Annotated in this window: 17 protein-coding genes; 8 read left to right on the top strand and 9 right to left on the bottom strand. The window is 72.0% G+C overall.

Features of this window, described 5'->3' with window-relative positions; genetic code table 11:
• Window positions 1-22: 22 nt before the first annotated feature.
• The gene (locus ACFYW1_RS31635; protein ID WP_389000906.1) at window positions 23-1,471 is read left to right on the top strand and encodes an MFS transporter; all 1,449 of its coding nucleotides are present in this window, start codon (window positions 23-25) and stop codon (window positions 1,469-1,471) included.
• 70 nt (window positions 1,472-1,541) lie between these two features.
• On the opposite strand, the gene ACFYW1_RS31630 is transcribed toward ACFYW1_RS31635, so the two are convergent.
• Window positions 1,542-2,186 (bottom strand): YdcF family protein, encoded by a 645-nt coding sequence (locus ACFYW1_RS31630; protein ID WP_389000903.1) that lies wholly within the window; start codon window positions 2,184-2,186, stop codon window positions 1,542-1,544.
• Window positions 2,183-2,977 carry a GntR family transcriptional regulator gene (locus ACFYW1_RS31625; protein ID WP_389000900.1) on the bottom strand — a complete coding sequence of 265 codons (795 nt, stop codon included), beginning with the start codon at window positions 2,975-2,977 and terminating at the stop codon, window positions 2,183-2,185. Before ACFYW1_RS31625 ends, ACFYW1_RS31630 begins: the two co-directional genes overlap by 4 nt.
• Before the next feature lie 186 nt (window positions 2,978-3,163).
• On the opposite strand from ACFYW1_RS31625, the gene ACFYW1_RS31620 reads away from it, so the two are divergent.
• On the top strand, window positions 3,164-3,364 hold the full coding sequence (locus ACFYW1_RS31620) for a hypothetical protein (RefSeq protein ID WP_389000896.1): 201 nt from the start codon (window positions 3,164-3,166) through the stop codon (window positions 3,362-3,364).
• Window positions 3,365-3,440: 76 nt separating this feature from the next.
• Here the strand turns inward: ACFYW1_RS31620 and ACFYW1_RS31615 are convergent, their stop codons facing one another.
• From ACFYW1_RS31615 to ACFYW1_RS31600, 4 genes are read right to left on the bottom strand one after another with little or no spacing between them, the layout of a single operon-like run.
• Window positions 3,441-4,607 carry an acyl-CoA dehydrogenase family protein gene (locus ACFYW1_RS31615; protein WP_389000893.1) on the bottom strand — a complete coding sequence of 389 codons (1,167 nt, stop codon included), beginning with the start codon at window positions 4,605-4,607 and terminating at the stop codon, window positions 3,441-3,443.
• Window positions 4,608-4,637: 30 nt separating this feature from the next.
• Window positions 4,638-5,579 (bottom strand): hydroxymethylglutaryl-CoA lyase, encoded by a 942-nt coding sequence (locus ACFYW1_RS31610; RefSeq protein WP_389000890.1) that lies wholly within the window; start codon window positions 5,577-5,579, stop codon window positions 4,638-4,640.
• A complete protein-coding gene (locus tag ACFYW1_RS31605; protein WP_389000957.1) occupies window positions 5,576-7,675 on the bottom strand; it encodes an acetyl-CoA carboxylase biotin carboxylase subunit in 2,100 nt (699 codons plus the stop codon). The genes ACFYW1_RS31610 and ACFYW1_RS31605 overlap by 4 nt, the downstream gene beginning before the upstream one ends.
• 13 nt (window positions 7,676-7,688) lie before the next feature.
• On the bottom strand, window positions 7,689-9,296 hold the full coding sequence (locus ACFYW1_RS31600; RefSeq protein WP_389000887.1) for a carboxyl transferase domain-containing protein: 1,608 nt from the start codon (window positions 9,294-9,296) through the stop codon (window positions 7,689-7,691).
• Window positions 9,297-9,687: 391 nt separating this feature from the next.
• Between ACFYW1_RS31600 and ACFYW1_RS31595 the strand changes: the two genes are divergently transcribed.
• The 6 genes from ACFYW1_RS31595 (at window position 9,688) to ACFYW1_RS31570 (ending at window position 16,306) form a co-directional block, all read left to right on the top strand.
• Complete coding sequence (locus tag ACFYW1_RS31595; protein ID WP_389000884.1) at window positions 9,688-10,296, top strand: TetR/AcrR family transcriptional regulator; 609 nt, start codon at window positions 9,688-9,690, stop codon at window positions 10,294-10,296.
• A gap of 42 nt (window positions 10,297-10,338) precedes the next feature.
• Entirely contained in the window at window positions 10,339-10,950 is a 612-nt protein-coding gene (locus tag ACFYW1_RS31590) for a DUF4303 domain-containing protein (RefSeq protein ID WP_389000881.1), read from the top strand.
• 142 nt (window positions 10,951-11,092) lie between these two features.
• Window positions 11,093-12,115 carry a glycosyltransferase family 2 protein gene (locus ACFYW1_RS31585; protein WP_389000878.1) on the top strand — a complete coding sequence of 341 codons (1,023 nt, stop codon included), beginning with the start codon at window positions 11,093-11,095 and terminating at the stop codon, window positions 12,113-12,115.
• Window positions 12,112-13,665, top strand: a complete 1,554-nt coding sequence (locus ACFYW1_RS31580; protein ID WP_389000875.1) for a DUF6056 family protein — start codon at window positions 12,112-12,114, stop codon at window positions 13,663-13,665. The genes ACFYW1_RS31585 and ACFYW1_RS31580 overlap by 4 nt, the downstream gene beginning before the upstream one ends.
• Window positions 13,666-13,761: 96 nt before the next feature.
• On the top strand, window positions 13,762-14,547 hold the full coding sequence (locus tag ACFYW1_RS31575; RefSeq protein ID WP_389000872.1) for a phosphatase: 786 nt from the start codon (window positions 13,762-13,764) through the stop codon (window positions 14,545-14,547).
• 127 nt (window positions 14,548-14,674) lie between these two features.
• Window positions 14,675-16,306 (top strand): NACHT domain-containing protein, encoded by a 1,632-nt coding sequence (locus ACFYW1_RS31570; protein WP_389000869.1) that lies wholly within the window; start codon window positions 14,675-14,677, stop codon window positions 16,304-16,306.
• Here the strand turns inward: ACFYW1_RS31570 and ACFYW1_RS31565 are convergent.
• The 3 genes from ACFYW1_RS31565 to ACFYW1_RS31555 form a co-directional block, all read right to left on the bottom strand.
• Window positions 16,295-17,335: a cation diffusion facilitator family transporter gene (locus ACFYW1_RS31565; protein WP_389000866.1), complete on the bottom strand. Its 1,041-nt coding sequence runs from the start codon at window positions 17,333-17,335 to the stop codon at window positions 16,295-16,297. The two genes, ACFYW1_RS31570 and ACFYW1_RS31565, sit on opposite strands and share 12 nt — an antisense overlap.
• Before the next feature lie 84 nt (window positions 17,336-17,419).
• Complete coding sequence (locus ACFYW1_RS31560; protein ID WP_389000863.1) at window positions 17,420-18,334, bottom strand: acyl-CoA thioesterase; 915 nt, start codon at window positions 18,332-18,334, stop codon at window positions 17,420-17,422.
• 19 nt (window positions 18,335-18,353) lie between these two features.
• Entirely contained in the window at window positions 18,354-19,511 is a 1,158-nt protein-coding gene (locus ACFYW1_RS31555) for an acyl-CoA dehydrogenase family protein (RefSeq protein ID WP_356933631.1), read from the bottom strand.
• Window positions 19,512-19,775: the final 264 nt, after the last annotated feature.

Here is a 19,775-nt window from a genome sequence, read left to right as displayed (position 1 = left end):
ATACACACCCGAGGAGTCCTGGATGGGCGCGCCCCAGCCATCAACCCGCACCGGTGGCGTCGTCGCCACGCTGGCCATCGCCGGAGTCACGGCGGCGATCATGCAGACCCTGGTCACCCCGCTCATCGCGGAGCTGCCGCAGATCCTGAGCACCACCCCCTCGAACGCGGCCTGGGTGATCACCGTCACCCTGCTGGTCTCCGCCGTCTGCGTGCCCGTCTCCGGCCGGCTGGGCGACATGGTCGGCAAGCGCCGGATGCTTCTCGTCTGCTCCGTGCCGCTGGTGGTCGGCTCGGTGGTGTGCGCGCTCTCGTCGTCCGTCGTCCCCATGATCGTCGGCCGCGGACTGCAGGGCATGGGCATGGGCGTACTGCCGCTCGGCATCGCGCTGCTGCGCGACGTGGTCCCGGCGGAGAAGCTCAGCTCCTCCATCGCGCTGGTCAGCGCCTCCATGGGCATCGGCGGCGCGCTCGGCCTGCCGATCTCCGCGGCGGTCGCCCAGTACACGAACTGGCGGGTGCTGTTCTGGGGTTCGGCCGCTCTGGCCACCGTGGTCGCGGCGCTGATCTGGTTCCTGATCCCCGACGTGCCGGCCGGGGCCAGGGGGCAGCGGTTCGACGTGCTCGGCGCGCTCGGCCTCGGGGCGGGCCTGGTCTGCCTGCTGCTCGCGGTCTCCAAGGGCGCCGACTGGGGCTGGGGTTCGGCCACCACGCTCGGCCTGTTCGCCGCCGCCGTCGTGGTGCTGGTCGCCTGGGGCGGGTGGGAGCTGCGCACCCGTGACCCGCTGGTCGATCTGCGCACCACCGCCCGCCCCCGGGTGCTGATGACCAACCTCGCCTCCGTCTTCGTCGGCTTCGGCATGTACGCCAGCATGCTGATCGCGCCGCAGATCCTCCAGCTGCCGTCCGCCACCGGCTACGGCCTGGGGCAGTCGATGCTCGCGGCGGGCCTGTGGCTGGCGCCCGGCGGCATCATGATGATGATCGTCTCCCCGCTCGGCGGAAAGCTGATCGATGCCCGGGGCCCGAAGTTCACCCTGGTCTGCGGCATCCTGGTCATCGCGGCCGGCTACGGCCTGGCGCTGGTGCTGATGGGCTCGGCGTGGGGCCTGATGGTGGTCGGCATGGTGACCAGCAGCGGCGTCGGCCTGGCGTACGGGGCGATGCCCGCGCTGATCATGGGCTCGGTCCCGCTGTCCGAGACCGCCGCCGCCAACGGCTTCAACACGCTCATGCGCTCGCTCGGCACGTCGATCGGTGCCGCGGTGGTCGGTGTGGTCCTCTCCCAGATGACCGTCACCATGGGCGGCCACACCCTCACGTCCGAGGACGGTTTCCGCACCGGGCTCATGGTCGGCTGCGGCGTCGCCCTGGTCGCGGCCCTGGTCGCCGCCGCCATCCCGGCCATGCGCCGCACCGGGGACGACACCGAAACCGGCACCACTCCGGAACAGGCCACGGCGAAGGTCTGACTCCCGGCCCGCGGGCCCGCGTACCGCCACCGCCCGTTCCCCGCGTTCGCGGGGGACGGGCGGTTCTCGTTCACACCAGCCGGCTCGTGAACCCCGCGCGGCACAACCGCTCGTACGCCGCCGCCACTTCCCCGGGAACGGGGTCCTCGACCATGAAGCCCTGTGCCGGGTAGATCATCAGGCGTTGCAGTGCGCCGACCAGCATGTCGATCACCAGGCGGTCGTCCCCGATGGAGTCCACGTACTCCTCGAAGGCCATGGGGTCCGACGCGCTCACGAATTCGACGCCCGGCCACAGTTTGCGGGCGGTGGCGTGGGCGCGGCGTTCCTCGTACGGCTTGCTGATCAGGAGTACGGACGAGACGTCGACGCCCGCCCCTTCGAGCAGTTCGCGCGAGAAGCGCAGGTTCTCGCCGGTGTTACGGGCACGTGGCTCCACGAGCACGGCGCTGTCCGGTACACCGAGTTCGAGTGCCCGCTCGCGGTAGTGCACAGCTTCGCCGCGGGGCATCCGATCGCGGGTCGTCCGGCTCGTCGCACCGGTGAAGACGATGAGCGGCGCCATGCCGCGCCGGTACAGCTCCACCGCCGCGTCGGCCACACCGAGGTCATGGCTCCCGAGCCCGATCGCGACGGAGCAGGGGCGGGGGGCGTGGTGCATGAGGTGGTGGTCCCACAACCGGCGGGCGTCGGCCCATGCCTGGGCGGAGATCATTGCGTGTCGCCTTCGTTCTGTGCCGAGTCGGGAACCTTGAAGCCGTACGACCAGGTGAAGCGTGAGGCGGCATGGACGCCTATGGCGAACTCGACCACGGTTCCGTCGGCCGTACAGGCGGTCCTGTGCAACTCGACGACCGGTTCGCCGCTCGGCAGCATGAGGAGCTTCGTTTCCTCGGGCGTCGAAGCGCGTGCGAACAACTCCTCCTTCATGTGGTCGATCTCGTAGCCCGCGTCGTACAGGACACGGAATCCGCCACCACGGCCGGCAGGGCCTGGAGCGGGATCGACGAGGGGCGTTCCTTCCACATGCTCGGGACGGTAATAGCTGGTCAGGGTGTGCGTCGGTCGCCCGTCTTCTTTCACGAGCCGGGCACGTGCGTACACCGGGGCGCCGACGGGCAGCCCGTGAGCGGTGGCGACGGCAGGTGGGGCCGCGACAAGGCCCACGGTCTGAGTCTGGTCCCCGCGTTTGTGTGCTCGACCGGAGGCCACACGGTCCGCGATGAAGGCGACCTCGTCGCCGTCGCGCCACTTCGCCTTGTCGTACCGCTCCGTGCCGAGCCTCTTGAGCGGCGCGAGCGGTCGTACGACGGTTCCGTGTCCGCGTGACGAGATGACCAACCCCTCGGCTTCGAGGGCCTTGTACGCCGCGTGGACCGTGGACTTGGAGCCCTCGCCCGCCTGGACGAGATCTCTGATGTGTGGCAGTCGATCGCCCGGCGCGTACTCGCCGCTCCTGATGCGCTCGGCCAGCTTGTCCGCCAACTCCCGCCACTTGGGCGCCATGCGTCGCTCCTCTCCGACAGGAGCAGTCAAGCACAGCTCGGAGAGTGTTAACAGTCCCAGGACTGTGACATTATCTCTCCGTTGGATGTTTGCAGTCCCAGGACTGTGAACGTTGCTTGCTTGCTTGCTTGCTTGCTTGGTTGCTTGGTTGGTCTCCGTGAACGAACAGGCTGTGAGGCGAGCGATATGGCGGAAGGCAGCAAGGCCCGACGGAATCTGTCCCGGCTGACGAGGGCGTCCGGCGGCGACGGCGTTCTCATCGTGCCGAAGGACGACCCCGGCGCGGACGGTGCGGATCTCGTGCCCGGGGCCGCGCTCCGGTGGCCGCCGTGCGAGTGCGGGCACTCGTTGTGCCCGGACTACGCGGCTCCGGAGGGCGAGTCGTGAGGCCCGCGTCGGAGGGCGCGGGCATACGGAAGGGGCGGGGCTCCGGCGAGCGCCGCCCCTTTTTCGTTGCCGTGCGTCAGGACGGAAGGCCCAGTTCGCGGGCGATCAGCATGCGCTGGACCTCGCTCGTGCCCTCGCCGATCTCCAGGATCTTGGAGTCGCGCCACATCCTGGCCACCGGGTACTCGTTCATGAAGCCGTAGCCGCCGTGGATCTGGGTCGCCTCGCGGGCGTTGTCCACCGCCACCGTCGAGGAGTACAGCTTGGCGATCGCGGCCTCCTTCTTGAAGGGCTCGCCCGCCAGCATGCGCGACGCCGCGTCGCGCCAGCCGACGCGGGCCATGTGGGCGCGCATCTCCATGTCCGCGATCTTGAACTGGATCGCCTGGTTGGAGCCGATCGGCTTGCCGAACGCGTGGCGCTCGGCGGCGTACTTCACCGACTCGTCGACACAGCCCTGGGCCAGGCCCGTGGACAGGGCGGAGATGGCGATCCGGCCCTCGTCCAGGATGCGCAGGAACTGGGCGTAGCCGCGGCCCTCCTCGCCGAGCAGGTTCTCCAGCGGGACGCGGACGTCGGCGAAGGACAGCTCGCGGGTGTCCGAGGCGTTCCAGCCGACCTTGGAGTAGGGGGCCGCGACGGTGAAGCCGGGGGTGCCGGACGGCACGATGATGGAGGAGATGAGCGGCGCGCCGTTCTCCTTGCGGCCGGTCACCGCCGTGACCGTGACCAGCTCCGTGATGTCCGTGCCGGAGTTGGTGATGAAGCACTTGGAGCCGTTGATCACCCACTCGCCGGTGGCCTCGTCGCGCACCGCCGTCGTCCGGCTGCCGCCCGCGTCCGAGCCGCCGTCCGGCTCGGTCAGGCCGAACGCGCCGAGCGCCTCGCCGGAGCAGAGCTTCGGCAGCCACCGCTGCTTCTGCTCCTCGGTGCCGAAGCGGTAGACCGGCATCGCGCCGAGCGAGACCCCGGCCTCCAGGGTGATCGCCACGGACGAGTCGACCCGGGCCAGCTCCTCCAGGGCGATTCCGAGGGCGAGGTAGTCACCGCCCATGCCGCCGTACTCCTCGGGGAACGGCAGCCCGAACAGGCCCATCCGTCCCATCTCCCGCACGATCTCGTACGGGAACTCGTGCCGCTCGTAGAAGTCGCCGATCTTCGGGGCGACGACGTCGTGCGCGAACTCCTCGACGGTGCGCCGCAGTTCCTCGTGTTCGGCGGTCAGCCGGTGGTCCAGGGACATGGCAGGGGTCACTCCTTGTGGGACGGGTGTCTATCGCACCGAGAGCGCGCGGACGGTACGGGAGGGGCTGGGTCGGCCCAATTGGTCGGCGAGCCACACGCTGGTGGCGGTGAGCGCGTCGAGATCGACCCCGGTTTCGATGCCGAGGCCCTGGAGCATCCACACGAGGTCCTCGGTGGCGAGGTTCCCGGTCGCGCTCTTCGCGTACGGGCAGCCGCCGAGGCCGCCCGCGGAGGCGTCCACGGTGGTCACCCCGTGCTGGAGCGCGGCGAGGGTGTTGGAGAGGGCCTGCCCGTACGTGTCGTGGAAGTGCACGCCGATGGTGTCGGTGGGCACGCCCTCCTCGTTCAGCGCGGCGAGCAGGGCCCGTACGTGGCCGGGCGTGGCGACGCCGATGGTGTCGCCGAGGGAGAGCTCGTCGCAGCCGAGGTCCATCAGCGCCCTGGCGACCCGCACGACCTGGCGGACCGGGACGGGGCCCTCCCACGGGTCGCCGAAGCACATCGACAGATAGCCGCGGACGTGCACGTCGTCGGCCTTGGCGCGGGCGACGACCGGCTCGAACATCGCCAGCGACTCGTCGACCGTGCGGTTGAGGTTGCGGGCCGCGAAGGTCTCGGTCGCCGAACCGAACACGGCGATCCGGCGGGCACCGAGCGCCAGCGCCCGGTCCAGCCCGCGCTCGTTCGGCACGAGGACCGGCAGGGCCACGCCGTCGATGTCCGCCAGGCGGGGGAACAGGTCCTCGGCGTCGGCCAGTTGGGGCACCCACTTGGGGTGCACGAAGCTGGTCGCCTCGACGGTGGTCAGCCCCGAGGCGACCAGGCGGTGGATGAACTCCGCCTTCACCTCGGTCGGTACGACGGACTTCTCGTTCTGGAGCCCGTCGCGGGCGCCGACCTCGTGGATGCGGACCCGGGCGGGCAGATCCGGGGCCGGTACGGTCATGGGCAGGGTGCGGGGCGTCGTCATGCCTGCTCCTCGGGGGCTTCGGCGGACCCGGCGGGGGTCACCACGGCCAGGACCTGGTCCATGGCGACCGTGGTGCCCGCGGTGACGTCCAGTTCGGTCACGGTCCCGGCGTGCGGGGCGGAGATGACGTGCTCCATCTTCATCGCCTCCACCACGAGCAGGCTCTGACCGGCCACGACCTCGTCCCCGACCGCCACCTTCACGACGGTCACGGTGCCCGGCATGGGCGCGGCGAGGGTGTCCGCACCGGACCGGGCGGCACCGGCCAGCGACGCCGTCACCGGGTCGTGGTCCTGCACGTGCCAGCTGTCGCCCTCGCGGCCCAGCCAGACCCCGTCCGGGGACGCGGCATGGGTGAACGCGTGCGTGACACCGGCGAGTTCGACGACGAGGCGGTGCGGGGTCAGCTCGACGACCCTGGCCGTCTCCCGGCCGCCGGGCAGCGGGGCCAGCGGGCCGCAGGCGCCCGTCACGGGCTCCGGCGGCTGCGCGCCCTCACCGACGTGGCCGAACGCCAGCTCCGTGCCCGTCGGGCAGTCGCGCAGCGAGACCTGCACCGGGTCGTGGCCCGGGATGCGGAAGTCGAGCACCGTACGGGCCGGGGTGCCGCCCAGCCGCCAGCCGCTCGCCACCGAGAATGGGTCGACCCAGCCGGCGGCGTCGCCGACGGGGGAGGCGTCGGCCGCCGCGGACCGGCGCAGCAGCGCCGCCGCCGCGTACACCTCCTCGGGCACGCCCTCCGGCACCAGGCCGGTCACCTCGCGCTCCACCAGGCCGGTGTCCAGGTCGCCCGTCACCACCTCCGGGTGGGCGAGCAGCCGGCGCAGGAACCCGGCGTTCGTCGGGACGCCGAGGATCACAGTGTCGGCGAGCGCCGCCCGCAGCCGGCGCAGCGCGGCGGCGCGGTCGGGGCCGTACGCGATGACCTTCGACAGCATCGGGTCGTACAGGCTGCCGACCTCGCCGCCCGCGGCGAGCCCGGAGTCCGTCCGCACGCCGTCGCCCTGCGGCTCGTGCAGCGCGAGCACGGCGCCGCCGGAGGGCAGGAAGCCGCGGGACGGGTCCTCCGCGCAGATCCGGGCCTCGACGGCGTGGCCGGTGAGGGCGATGTCCTGTTGCGTGTAGGGGAGTTGCTCGCCCGCCGCCACCCTCAGCTGCCATTCCACCAGGTCCAGGCCGGTGATCAGCTCGGTGACCGGGTGCTCGACCTGGAGGCGGGTGTTCATCTCCATGAAGCAGTACGAGGCGGGGTCCTCGCCCGGGACGATGAACTCCACCGTGCCCGCGCCGACGTAGCCGCAGCTGCGGGCCGCCTGGACGGCCGCCTCGCCCATCGCCGCCCGGGTCTCCTCGTCGAGCAGGACGGACGGCGCCTCCTCGATGATCTTCTGGTGACGGCGCTGGAGCGAGCACTCGCGCTCGCCGAGGTGGACCACGTTGCCGTGGGTGTCGGCCAGCACCTGGATCTCGATGTGCCGGGGCCCGTCGATCCACCGCTCCACGAGCAGCGTGTCGTCGCCGAACGAGGCCCGTGCCTCGCGCCGGGCCGCCGCGATCTCGTCCGCGATCAGCGTCTCGTCGCGCACCAGCCGCATGCCCTTGCCGCCGCCGCCCGCCGAGGGCTTCAGCAGCACCGGCATCCCGATCTCCCGGGCCGCCGCGCCCAGTTGCTCGTCGGTGAGCCCGCTCCCGGAGGAGCCGGGCACGACCGGGACCCCGGCCGCCGCCACGGTCTCCTTGGCCCGGATCTTGTCGCCCATCAGCGAGATGGCGTCGGCGGACGGGCCGATGAAGACCAGCCCCGCCTCGGCGCACGAGCGCGCGAAGTCGGCGTTCTCGGCGAGGAATCCGTAGCCGGGGTGGACGGCTTGCGCGCCGGTGCGGCGGGCCGCGTCCAGGAGCGCGGGCACGCTCAGATAGCTCATGGCGGCGGGCGCGGGCCCGATCCGCACCGCGGTGTCGGCCTCCCGGACGTGCCGGGCGTCCGCGTCCGCGTCGCTGAAGACGGCGACCGAACGGATGCCGAGCTCCCGCAGCGTGCGGATGACACGTACCGCGATCTCGCCGCGATTGGCGACCAGAACCGTGTCGAACATCGTCATCTGTTCCTCACATCCGGAAGACGCCGAAGCCGGGGTCACCCAGCGGGGCGTTGGCACACGCGGTCAGGGCGAGTCCCAGCACCTGCCGGGTCTCCATCGGGTCGATCACACCGTCGTCCCAGAGCCGGGCCGTGGCGTAGTACGCGTTGCCCTGGGTCTCGTACTGCTCGCGGATCGGGGCCTTGAACGCCTCCTCGTCCGCCGTGCTCCAGTCGTCGCCGAGCTGGTCGCGCTTGACCGTCGCGAGGACGGACGCGGCCTGCTCGCCGCCCATGACGGAGATCTTCGCGTTGGGCCACATCCACAGGAAGCGGGGGGAGTAGGCCCGGCCGCACATGGAGTAGTTGCCCGCGCCGTACGAACCGCCGACCACGACGGTCAGCTTCGGCACGCGGGTGCAGGCGACCGCCGTGACCATCTTGGCGCCGTGCTTGGCGATGCCGCCCGCCTCGTAGTCCCGGCCCACCATGAAGCCGGAGATGTTCTGCAGGAAGACCAGCGGGATGCCGCGCTGGTCGCACAGCTCGATGAAGTGGGCGCCCTTCTGGGCGGACTCGGAGAACAGGATGCCGTTGTTGGCGACGATCCCCACTGGGTGGCCGTGGATGTGGGCGAAGCCGGTGATCAGCGTCGTCCCGTACTCGGCCTTGAACTCGGCGAACCGCGAGCCGTCCACGACCCGGGCGATCACCTCGCGCACGTCGTACGGGGTGCGCGAGTCGACCGGGACGGCGCCGTACAGCCCCGCGGGGTCGACCTTCGGCTCCTCGACGGGCCGCACGGACCACGGCAGCGCGCCCCGGTCCGGCAGGGTCGCCACGATGTTCCGCACGATCCGCAGCGCGTGCGCGTCGTCCTCGGCGAGGTGGTCGGTCACCCCCGACGTACGGGAATGGACCTCGCCGCCGCCCAGCTCCTCGGCCGTCACGACCTCGCCGGTCGCGGCCTTCACCAGCGGCGGCCCGCCCAGGAAGATCGTGCCCTGGTTGCGGACGATCACGGCCTCGTCGCTCATCGCGGGGACGTACGCCCCGCCGGCCGTGCAGGAACCCAGCACCGCGGCGATCTGCGGGATGCCGGCCCCGGACATCCGGGCCTGGTTGTAGAAGATCCGGCCGAAGTGCTCCCGGTCGGGGAAGACCTCGTCCTGCATCGGCAGGAACGCGCCGCCCGAGTCCACGAGGTACAGGCAGGGAAGACGATTCTCCAGCGCCACTTCCTGGGCGCGCAGGTGCTTCTTCACCGTCATCGGGTAGTACGTGCCGCCCTTGACGGTCGCGTCGTTGGCGACGATCACGCACTCCCGGCCGCTGACCCGGCCGATGCCCGCGATCACCCCGGCCGCCGGTGCGGCGCCCCCGTACAACCCCTCGGCGGCCAGCGGGGCCAGCTCCAGGAACGGGGAACCCGGATCGAGCAGGGTGTCCACCCGGTCCCGGGGCAGCAGCTTGCCGCGCGCCACGTGCCGGGCACGGGACCTCTCACCCCCGCCCAGCCTGGCCGCGGCGAGCCGCGAACGCAGCTCGTCGGCGAGCGCGTGATGTGCCGCCTCGTTGGCCTGCCAGGCCTCGGAGGCGGGATCGGCCGCGCTCGTCAGCACCGGTGCCTGCTGCATCGTGTCGAGCCCCCTTGCCCGTACCGCAGTAGTTAGTGACCGTTAACGTCTGCCCCAAGGTTAACGAGCGCTAACAGCCTTGTCCAGGGCTTCCGCCCGGCCCCCGGCGCCCGCGGCCGCGTACGCCACCGGGCTCGGGCTGTACGCCTGCCGGCTCGGGCCCGTGGAGTGGCTGTTGCGCGCGGTGACGCCGTGGGGCGGCCCGGCCGGGGCGGCGGGAACGGTGGAGGCGGTGGAGACACCGGAACGGCGGGAACGGCGGGAGCGTCGGGAGTGGCTGGGACTCCGGGGGCGCCTGGGGCGGTCGGGGGTGCTGGGTGGGGCGGAGCGCGGGGCGAGTGCGTCGCGCTCTGGTTAACGTTCGCTAACCCGACTGTCTAGAATCGAATCCATGACCACCAGGACGGACGCCCCCACCCGCCGCGAGCAGATCCTCAAGGAGGCCGCCCGCCTCTTTGCCGAGCGCGGCTTCCACGGCGTCGGTGTCGACGAGATAGGCGCGGCCGTCGGCATCAGCGGCCCCGGTCTCTACCGCCACTTCCCCGGCAAGGACGCGATGCTCGCCGAGCTGCTGGTCGGCATCAGCGAGCGGCTGCTGGCCGGTGGGCGGCTGCGGGTGTCGGAGGACGCGGCGGGCGAGGGCGGCTCGCCGCAGGCCCTGCTCGACGCGCTCATCGCGGGCCACATCGACTTCGCCCTCGACGACCGTCCCCTGATCACCCTCCACGACCGGGAGCTGGACCGGCTGCGGGACGCCGACCGCAAGCGGGTCCGCCAGCTCCAGCGCCAGTACGTCGAGGTGTGGGTGGAGGTCGTCCGCGACCTCTACCCGGACCTGCCCGAGCACGAGGCCCGCGCTGCCGTCCACGCCGTCTTCGGCCTGCTGAACTCGACCCCGCACCTGGGCCGTCCCGACGCCCGGCCGGACCGCGCGGACACGGCGGCACTGCTGCACCGGCTCGCGCGCGGCGCCTTCGAGGCGGCGGCGGTACGCGCCTGACGGCTGTGCCGTGATCCCCGCAGGGGGAGTCGACAATGAACCATGGATCTTGAGTTCTGCGCATGGGCACGCGACTGGTCCGATCGCCTCGGACCGGCGCTCGAACGGGCCGTCGCGGCGGTCGCGGGACAGTTGCCGGCGGAGGGCGTGGTCGGCGTCGGCATCGCGACCAGTGCCGATGCCACGTCGATCGTCGCCTTCGCGCACTCGCGGCACCATCTCGACGAAATGACCGCCGAGGACCCGGAGTTCGCCATCGACGTGAAATGGCACCTCGGCGAGTGGGACATGGACATCGTCGGGGCCGAAGGGATCGACGACCCGCTGGAGCCGATCCGTGCCGAGGCGGAACGGGCAGGGCGACGCTTCACCGGTTCGGACACCGGCCCCCTCGCGGTGCCGGGCCTTCGTGAATTCCGCAGGACGGTGTGGGACTCGATCTCACGGGCGTTGACGGACTCGGTCGCCCGTGGGTTCTTCGAGCAATGGCCGAACGCCGTCCGGGTCTTCCTTCCCCTCGACGCCGACGTCCCGGAAAGCGACATCGCGCAGTGGAACGCCGCGCTGAACGATCGGGCCGGCACGGCGGAGTTCCGGGAGTTCCTGCAGATCGACCCTGTTCGAGGCGGGGGAATGCCGCCGGCCGCGCCTTGAGCCATGAATTAATACGGAAATCCGAAGGGGTCGGCTGAATTCCTTCGTCTTTTCTCCGCAGTGCCCCCTCCGGACGGGGTGTCGCGAAGATCCACGGGCATATGGTTCGAGTTGTCTCGCCCACGCCTGATGGGGAATTCACATGGAAACATGTCAGGTTTCGGTCGTCGTCCCCTGTTTCGACGAGGACGAAGTGATCGAGGCGTTCCACCGTGCGCTGCTCGCCGTGCTCGAACCGATACGGCGCACCTTCGAGATCTGTTACGTCGACGACGGCAGCGGCGACCGGACCGGGGCCCGGATCAAGGCGCTCGCCGCCGAGGACCGGCGGGTCCGCTACGTCTCCTTCAGCCGCAACTTCGGCAAGGAGGCCGCCATGCTCGCCGGGCTGCGGATGTCCCGGGGCGAGGCCGTCGTCCTGATGGACGCCGACCTCCAGCACCCGCCCGAACTGCTGCCCCGCATGCTGGAGTTGCGAAAACGCGGATACGACCAGGTCGTCGCGCGCCGGGACCGTACCGGCGAGGGCGCCCTGCGCGCCCTCCTCAGCGTCGCCTACTACCGGGCCATGGGGCGCTGCATGGACGTCGAAGTCGTCGACGGCGAGGGCGACTTCAGGCTGCTGTCGCGCAAGGCCGTGGACGCGGTGCTCGCGCTGCCCGAGACCGACCGGTTCTCCAAGGGGATCTTCTCCTGGATCGGATTCGACACCGCGTCCTTCGCCTACCGGAACGTCCGCCGCGCGGCGGGGAGTTCGAAATGGGCCGGCAGGCATCTGCTCAATTACGGGATCGACGGGCTGGTCTCCTTCAACAGCCGCCCCCTGCGCCTGGCCATCCACGCCGGTCTCGCCCTCGCGCTGACGGCCTTGGGATACGCGCTGTGGATCATCGCGGACGTCGCCCTGCACGGGGTCGCCGTACCCGGTTACACGACCCTGCTGACCGCCGTCGTCGCGCTCGGCGGAATTCAGCTCGCCACACTGGGCGTCATCGGCGAGTACGTGGGACGCATCTATTCCGAGGCGAAACGCCGGCCGCATTACGTGGTGCGGGAGACGAGCGAATGCCCGGACCGGACCGTACGACCGCCCGGCGCCCGGCCCGGCGACCTGTCCGAGGCACCGTCCGTCGTCCCGGCGTACGAAGGACACCGGTGCACATGAGCACGGACACCGACGCGGCTCCGGAGACGGGCGGGAAGACGGACACGGACGCGGGCGGCCGTCCGCGTCCCGTGCGGCGGCGGGCGGTGTCGTGGACGGCGGTCCTCGCCCCGGTCCCGTTCGCCCTGCTCGGCGCCGCCTTCTGGTTCGGGAGACTGGTCCGGCCGGGCGCCGACGACTGGTGCTTCCTCCCGGTCGTACGGGACGAGGGCGCCCTCGGGATGCTCGCCAAGTTCTACCTGCACGACAACGGGCGCGTCGCCAACGCGCTGCTGGTCGTCGGATACGGCGCGTTCGGCGTCCCGGGGCACCAGTGGTTCGCCCCGGTCAGCGGGACGGTGGTGCTCGCCGTCCTGTGGGCGCTGCTCGCCGCCGCGCTCGGCAGGGCGGGACTGACCGCGCCGCGCGGGGCCGTACCGCTCGTGGCCGCCACGGCGACGGCGGCCTTCCTGCTCGCCGCGCCGGACACGTACAAGACGTTCTACTGGCCCGCCAACTCCGTCTCGCACACCCTCGCACCGGTACTGGCCTGCGCCGCCGTGATCCCCCTGCTGCGCGCCCGCACCCGCCGGGGGCACCTCCTCGCGTCGGCCACCGCCCTCGTGGCCGGGGTGTTCATCGGCACGCTGTCGGAAGAGACGACGGCCGTCGCGTGCGTCGTGCTCGGCACCGTCCTGCTGACCGGTCCGCGCACGCCCCCCGGCCCCGGCCGGGCCCGTGTCCGGTCCTGGTGCGCGGTCGCCCTCGCCGGGCTCGCGACCGGGACGGCCGTCCTGTACTTCTCGCCCGGCGCACGCACCCGGCGCGCACGCTTCGGCGCCGACACCGGCTCCATGTTCGATTTGGGGGCCCTGGGCGCGGCGCTGCGGGCCTTCGGGGAGATCCTGGGCACCGTCCTCACGACCTGGCCGTACCTGGGAGCGGTCGCCGCCGGCGTACTGCTCGGCCTGTCGGCCCGCGGGGGAGACCGGCCGGCGCACCGGCGACGCCCCCTCCTGCCGGTCCTGGCGGGCCTCCTCGCGTTCCTGGTCTCCGGTTACCTCTGCGTCGTCCTCACCCGCCCCGTCTTCGGCGCGGACGTGGTGACCGCCTCGCGCGTCTGGGGCGACTTCCTCCTGCTGTACGTGCTGCTGCTGACCGGCGTCGGCGTCCTGCTGGGCCGGGCGGTGGCATCGTCGGCAGCCCCGGTGGCGCCACGGGGCCGCCGCCCGGCGTCCCGTACGGTCGCGGCGGCCGTCGCCGCCACCGTGTGCGTCCTGGCCTGCACGGGCCTGGCCGGCCCGCTGCTCCGGCTGGAGACGGAGATGGCGGTGCGCGCCCACGACTGGGACCACCAGGACCGGTGGCTGAGGGACCGGGCGGCGCGGGGGGCCCGGGTGCTGCCGTACACGCCGGTGCCGGTGGGCGGGATGCTGGAGCCGTTCGGCGGGCACGGCCGGCGGGTGTGGCCGGCCCCGTGCGTCGCCCGGTACTACCACCTGGACGAGGTCACGTACGCGCCGAGGCCGCCCCGGCACGGGTCCGGTACGACCGGGCCGGGCCCGTCATGAACGGGACGGACCCGGCGCGACCCGCGTGACCGTTCCGGTATGTCCGTCGTGCAAGACATCCGGCACACTGCGCACACCTGACGGCACAATGGGTTCATGCCGATACCCAGCCGTGCCGCCCTCGTCGAACACCTCGTCCGTACGCGTATCGCCGGAGACGTCGCCACCCCGCGCGACAACAACCTCTCCCACTACCGCAAGCTCGCCAACGGCGACCGTCACTACTGGCTGGGTCTGGAGCTCGGGGACCGGTGGCGCGACGAGCAGGACGTGCTGGCGGTGATGGCCGAACGCTGCGGCGTCAGCGACGACCCGGAGCACCGGTTCGGGCAGGACACCATCGACCCGGAGCTGACGGTGGAGGCCCTGGAGCGGATGGCGGCCCGGCTGCGGAAGGCGGCGGCGGACTCGGAACGGGTGCTGTTCGCGACCGGGCACCCGGGCGGGCTCCTCGACGTGCACCGGCAGACCGCGGCGGCGCTGCGGACCGCCGGATGCGAGATCGTACGGATTCCGTCGGGGCTGATCGCCGACGAGGGCATGGTCTTCCAGTTCGCGGACGTCGCCGTGCAGGAGCGCGGCGCGACGCTCTGGCACACGCACTCGCCCGCCCCGATGGCCGCCATCCTGGACGGCCTGGAGCGGGAGGGCCGCCCGCTGCCGGACCTGGTGGTCGCCGACCACGGCTGGGCGGGCTGCGCGGGGCAGCGCGGCCTGGACGCGGTGGGGTACGCGGACTGCAACGACCCGGCGCTGTTCCTCGGCGAGGCGGAGGGCACGCTCCAGGTCGTCGTCCCGCTGGACGACCACGTGATGGACCCGCGGTTCTACGACCCGATGACGGACTACCTGCTGGGCGCGGCGGGGCTGCTCCCGGGCTGATCCCGGGCCGCTGCCGACCGGCCGGCAGCGGGAGTGGGAGCGGCGGTCGGCCCCGGCGCCACAACTCCACTTCCCGCCCCCGCAATTGCTACTCTGCGCCACGAATGTCCAGTGTCGTGGGGGGCGCATGTTCACACCGGGGCAGCGGTCCCGCAGGGGCGGACCGAAGTCGGTTCTCGTCGGACTGCTCATCGTGCTGGCCCTTTTCATCCTCCAGGAACTCGGGGCCGGGCTGCTGCCCGACATCTACAAGGGCTTCGCGGGCGAGGACCGCAAGACGCTCGTCATCGGCGCGTGCGTCGCCTTCGTCCTGGTGGGCCTGCTCCTCTACATCGTGTATCTGCGGGACCTCGTCCCGCAGGAAGCGGAACCCGAACTCGGTGCCGACGAGCGGGCCAGGGCGCGTGCCGCCCTGCTGCACGCCGTGCGCCGGAGCTGGACGGACGGCACGGACCGGACCTGGGAACGCTCCGTACGGATCGAACTGGGCCTGGCCGAGCACCGGGAGGCCGTGCACGACCCCTGGGGCCCGCCCCGGCTCAGCACCGGCGGCCCGGAGGACGGGGTGCCGCTGGCCGCGGGGACCCGGATCGACGAGGTCTTCGACCGCCACCACGCCCAGCTCCTCGTCCTGGGCGCCCCGGGCGCCGGCAAGACCTCGCGGATGCTCGAACTGACCGAGAAGCTGGCCGAGGCGGCCGAACGGGACGACGACGCCCCCGTCCCGGCCGTCCTGCTGCTGACGGACTGGCACGGCGAACCGTTCGTGCGCTGGATCCTGGACGAACTGCACAGCCGGTACCGCCTCCCCCGGGAGACCGGCCGCGCCCTGCTGCGGGACAACGGCATCGCCCTGGTCCTGGACGGGCTCGACGAGGTCGCCCCGAGGCGGCGCGTCGACTGCGTCCGGGCGATCAACGGGCTGCTCTCCGCCGAGCAGTACCCGCACTGCCCGATCGCCGTCTCGTGCCGCTCGACCGACTACGACGAACTGGAGGAGCGGCTCACCGTCAACGGCGCGGTCCGGGTGCGGCCCCTGGAGGTCGCGGCCGTGCACGCCCTGCTCAACGGCGGGGGCGAACGGCTGCGCGGCCTGGCGGCCGCCGCGGCCGCCGACCCGGTGCTGGCCCGGCTGCTGACCACACCGCTCATGCTGGGCGTCGCCGTCTTCGCCTACGAGGGCGTGGCGGAGGACGAGGTCGCGGCCCCCGGCGACACGGAGGAACGCAGGGGCCGCATCTTCGACGCCTACATCGAGCGCATGATCCACCGCGACCGGACCCTCCAGGGCCGTCCGGTCGTTCCGGTACGTCCCGTCGGCCAGGTGCGGGCCGATCTGCTGCGGCTCGCCCGGGACCTGAACCAGGTCCACTCGACGGTGTACTACGCGGACGACTTCTCCAGCATGGTCCTCCAGGCACCGGACGACGTGCTCAGACGGATGGCGCCGTCGGGGACGTATCCGGTGTTCCGGTTCATGCGCGGGCTGAGCGGGTACGAGGCCGGGAACCCCGCCAGCAGGCCGAACCGGCTCTACTGGTCCATGGCCCGCTTCTGGACGCTCTCCCCTTTCATGAGGTCGGCGCTGGCGAGGCATCTCCGACGGGACTTCCTCGTCTACGCGACCGACCGGGCGATCATGCGTCGCGCGGGCGACGGGTACGCCTTCCTGCACAAGACCATCCAGGACCACCTCGCGGCACGGGCGGAACGCATGTCCGTCGCGGAACTGCGGGAGCTGGAGCGGTCACCGGCCTGATCCCGGCCCCGGACCGCGGCCCCGCCGTCTCAGGCCCGGCGTCGGGTCCAGGTACACCCGGCGCACCGACGGATAGCGCTCCCGCAGCTGCTCCTCCGCCTCCTCGCAGGCCCACTCGATCTGTCCGGCGGTCGACGCGTCCCGGAAGTCGACCTTCGCGGCGATCAGGATCTCGGCCGGGCCCTGGATGAGCGTGGTGAGTTCCAGTACGTCGATGATGTGCGGGACGGAGAGCAGTTCCTCGCGGATGCCCTCGCGCATCGACCGGGGCACGGGCCGGCCGATCAGCAACTGGGCGTTGGACCGGCCCAGCACCCAGGCGACGTACACCAGCAGCAGGCCGATCAGGACGGACGCGATGCCGTCCCAGACCCCGGAACCGGTCAGCTGCCCGCCGAGCAGCCCGCCCGCGGCGAGCAGCAGCCCCACCAGCGCGGCCGAGTCCTCCATCACCACGGCCTTGACGGCGGTGTCGGGGGTGCGGCGGAGGTAGTGGCCGACGGGCGCCCCCAGCCGTGCCGCCTCCTCCCGGACCTGCCGCAGCCCGGTGCGCAGCGAGTAGCCCTCCAGCAGGAAGGCGACACCGAGCACGATGTACGAGACGAGCGGATCGCCGAGCTCTTCGCCGCTCACCAGGGTGTGGACGCCGTCGTAGACGGAGAAGACCGCACCGCCGACGAACGTGGCGACGGAGGCGAGCATCGCCCAGATGTAGCGCTCGGGGCCGTGGCCCAGCGGGTGTTCCTCGTCGGCGGGTCTTCCGCTGCGCCTCAGCGCGGTGAGCAGCAGCAGTTCGGTGACCGTGTCGGCGACCGAGTGCGCCGCCTCGGAGAGCATCGCGCTCGATCCGCTGATCAGCCCGGCGACGGCCTTCGCCACGGCGATGCCGAGGTTGGCGACCGCCGCGACGACGACCGTGAACGCGGACCCCCCGCCACCGGACTCCGTGACGCCACCGGACTCCGTGACGCCGTCGGCCTTCGCGCCGCCGTCGGCGGTCTTCGGGTCCAGCTGGGGCTCCTCACTCATGGTGGGGAGTATGTCCGAATTGGCGCTTCCCGGCCCGTTCGGCACGGCCGTCGGGTCCCGGGCGCCCGGGGGCGTGGAGCCGGGTCAGACCCGGGGGACGCGGACCACGCCCTCCTGGATGACGGTGATCGCCAGCCGGCCGTCCTGCGTGTAGATCCGGGCCTGGCCGAGCCCGCGCCCGCCGTACGCGGACGGCGACTCCTGGTCGTACAGCAGCCATTCGTCGGCCCGGAAGGGCCGGTGGAACCACATCGCGTGGTCCAGGCTCGCCCCGACCACGTCGCCGACCGCCCAGCCCCCGCGCCCGTGGGCGAGGAGCACCGAGTCGAGCAGCGTCATGTCGGAGACGTACGTCGCCATGCAGACGTGCAGCAGGGGGTCGTCCGCGAGCTTGCCGTTGGTGCGGAACCACACCTGGGAGCGCGGCTCGCGCGGTTCGCCGACCGTGCCGAAGGGCGGGGCGTCCACGTACCGCAGATCGACCGCGGCCCGCGCCTCGATCAGCCGGTCCACGACCGTCGGGTCGCTGAAGCGGTCCGCGTACCGGGGGAGCAGCTGCGCCGTCGTGGGCAGCGACTCCGGGTCCGGCGCGGACGGCATGTCCGCCTGGTGCTCCAGGCCCTCCTCGTACGTCTGGAAGGACGCCGAGAGGTGGAAGATCGGCTGCCCGTGCTGGACGGCGACGACCCGGCGGGTGGTGAAGGAGCGGCCGTCGCGGATGCGGTCGACGCTGTAGACGATCGGCGCGCCGGGGTCACCGGCCCGCAGGAAGTACGAGTGCAGGGAGTGGGCCGCCGGGATCTCCCCGGACGGGGCCTCCCCGCCCGCCCGCGGGGAGCGGGCGGGGACGGTGCGGCCCGCGGCGACCAGGGCCTGGGCCGCGACCTGGCCGCCGAAGACCCGGGGAACGAGTGCCGAACGGCTCGTGCCCCGGAAGATGTCCCGCTCGATCTGCTCCAGGTCGAGCAGATCGAGCAGGGAGTCCAGTGCTGAGCTCATGGGAGGAACGCAGCCGCTCTCACAGGCCCATGGACTTGGCGATGATCGACTTCATGACCTCGTTGGTGCCGCCGTAGATGCGGTTGACCCGGTTGTCCGCGTAGAGGCGGGCGATCGGGTACTCGTTCATGTATCCGTAGCCGCCGTGCAACTGGAGGCAGCGGTCGATGACACGGTGCGCGACCTCGGTGCAGAACAGCTTCGCGGACGCGGCCTCGGCCGCGGTCAGCTCACCGGCGTCCAGGGCCTCCAGGGCGCGGTCGGCGACGGCCTCGGCGGCGTCCACCTCGGCCTGGCAGGCGGCCAGCTCGAACTTGGTGTTCTGGAAGGAGGCGACGGTCTTGCCGAAGACCGTGCGCTCCTGGACGTACTCCTGCGCGAACCGGATCGCGGCCTTGGCCTGCGCGTACGCGCCGTAGGCGATGCCCCAGCGCTCGGACGGCAGGTTCTGGCCGAGGTAGTGGAAGCCCTTGTTCTCCTCGCCGAGCAGGTCCGCGGCGGGCACCTTCACGTCGACGAACGCCAGCTCGGCGGTGTCGGACGTGCGCAGACCGAGCTTGTCGAGCTTGCGGCCCAGGGAGTAGCCCTCGGACTTGGTGTCCACGGCGAACAGGGAGATGCCGAAACGGCGGTCCTCGGCGGTCGGTGCCGAGGTGCGGGCGCAGACGATGACGCGGTCGGCGTGGACGCCGCCCGTGATGAAGGTCTTGGAGCCGTTGAGCACGTAGTGCGTGCCGTCGTCGGAGAGCTTGGCGGTGGTCTTCATGCCCGCGAGGTCGGAGCCGGTGCCCGGCTCGGTCATCGCGAGGGCCCACATCTCCTCGCCGGAGACGAACTTCGGCAGGTAGCGCTTCTTCTGCTCCTCGTCGGCGAGCATCTTGATGTACGGCAGGGCGAGCAGGACGTGCACGCCGGAGCCGCCGAAGTTGATGCCCGCGCGGGCGGTCTCCTCGTACTGGATGGCCTCGAACTTGTGGGTGTCCAGGCCGGCGCCGCCGAACTCCTCGGGGACGTTGATGCCGAACAGGCCGAGGTCGGCGAGCTTGGAGTAGAACTCGCGCGGCACGATGCCCTGCTGGAACCACTCGTCGTAGTGAGGGACGACCTCCGCCTCGATGAAGGCGCGTATGGTCTCCCGGAACGCCTCGTGGTCCTCGTCGAATACCGTACGGCGCACGGGGTGCCTCCTTGATCAGCTTCGGTCGGCGGTCGCCTTCGGCCGGCATCGGTGCGGTCCGCCTCGACCGGCCTGGCTAAGCGCTTGCTCAGATACATTCAAAAGTTACCCGGCGGTCATGAGGCTGTCCAGGGTGATGCGCGGCACGCCCGGCCCCGGACGTGGGGGGGGGGGGGGGGGGGGGGGGGGGGGGGGGGGGGGGGGGGGGGGGGGGGGCGCCCGGCCCGGGGGGGGGGGGGGGGGGGGGGGGGGGGGGGGGGGGAG

It is taken from the genome of Streptomyces sp. NPDC002669, from assembly GCF_042889165.1.
In the GTDB taxonomy this organism is placed as follows: domain Bacteria; phylum Actinomycetota; class Actinomycetes; order Streptomycetales; family Streptomycetaceae; genus Streptomyces.
This window is presented reverse-complemented; position numbering and strand designations above follow the sequence as displayed.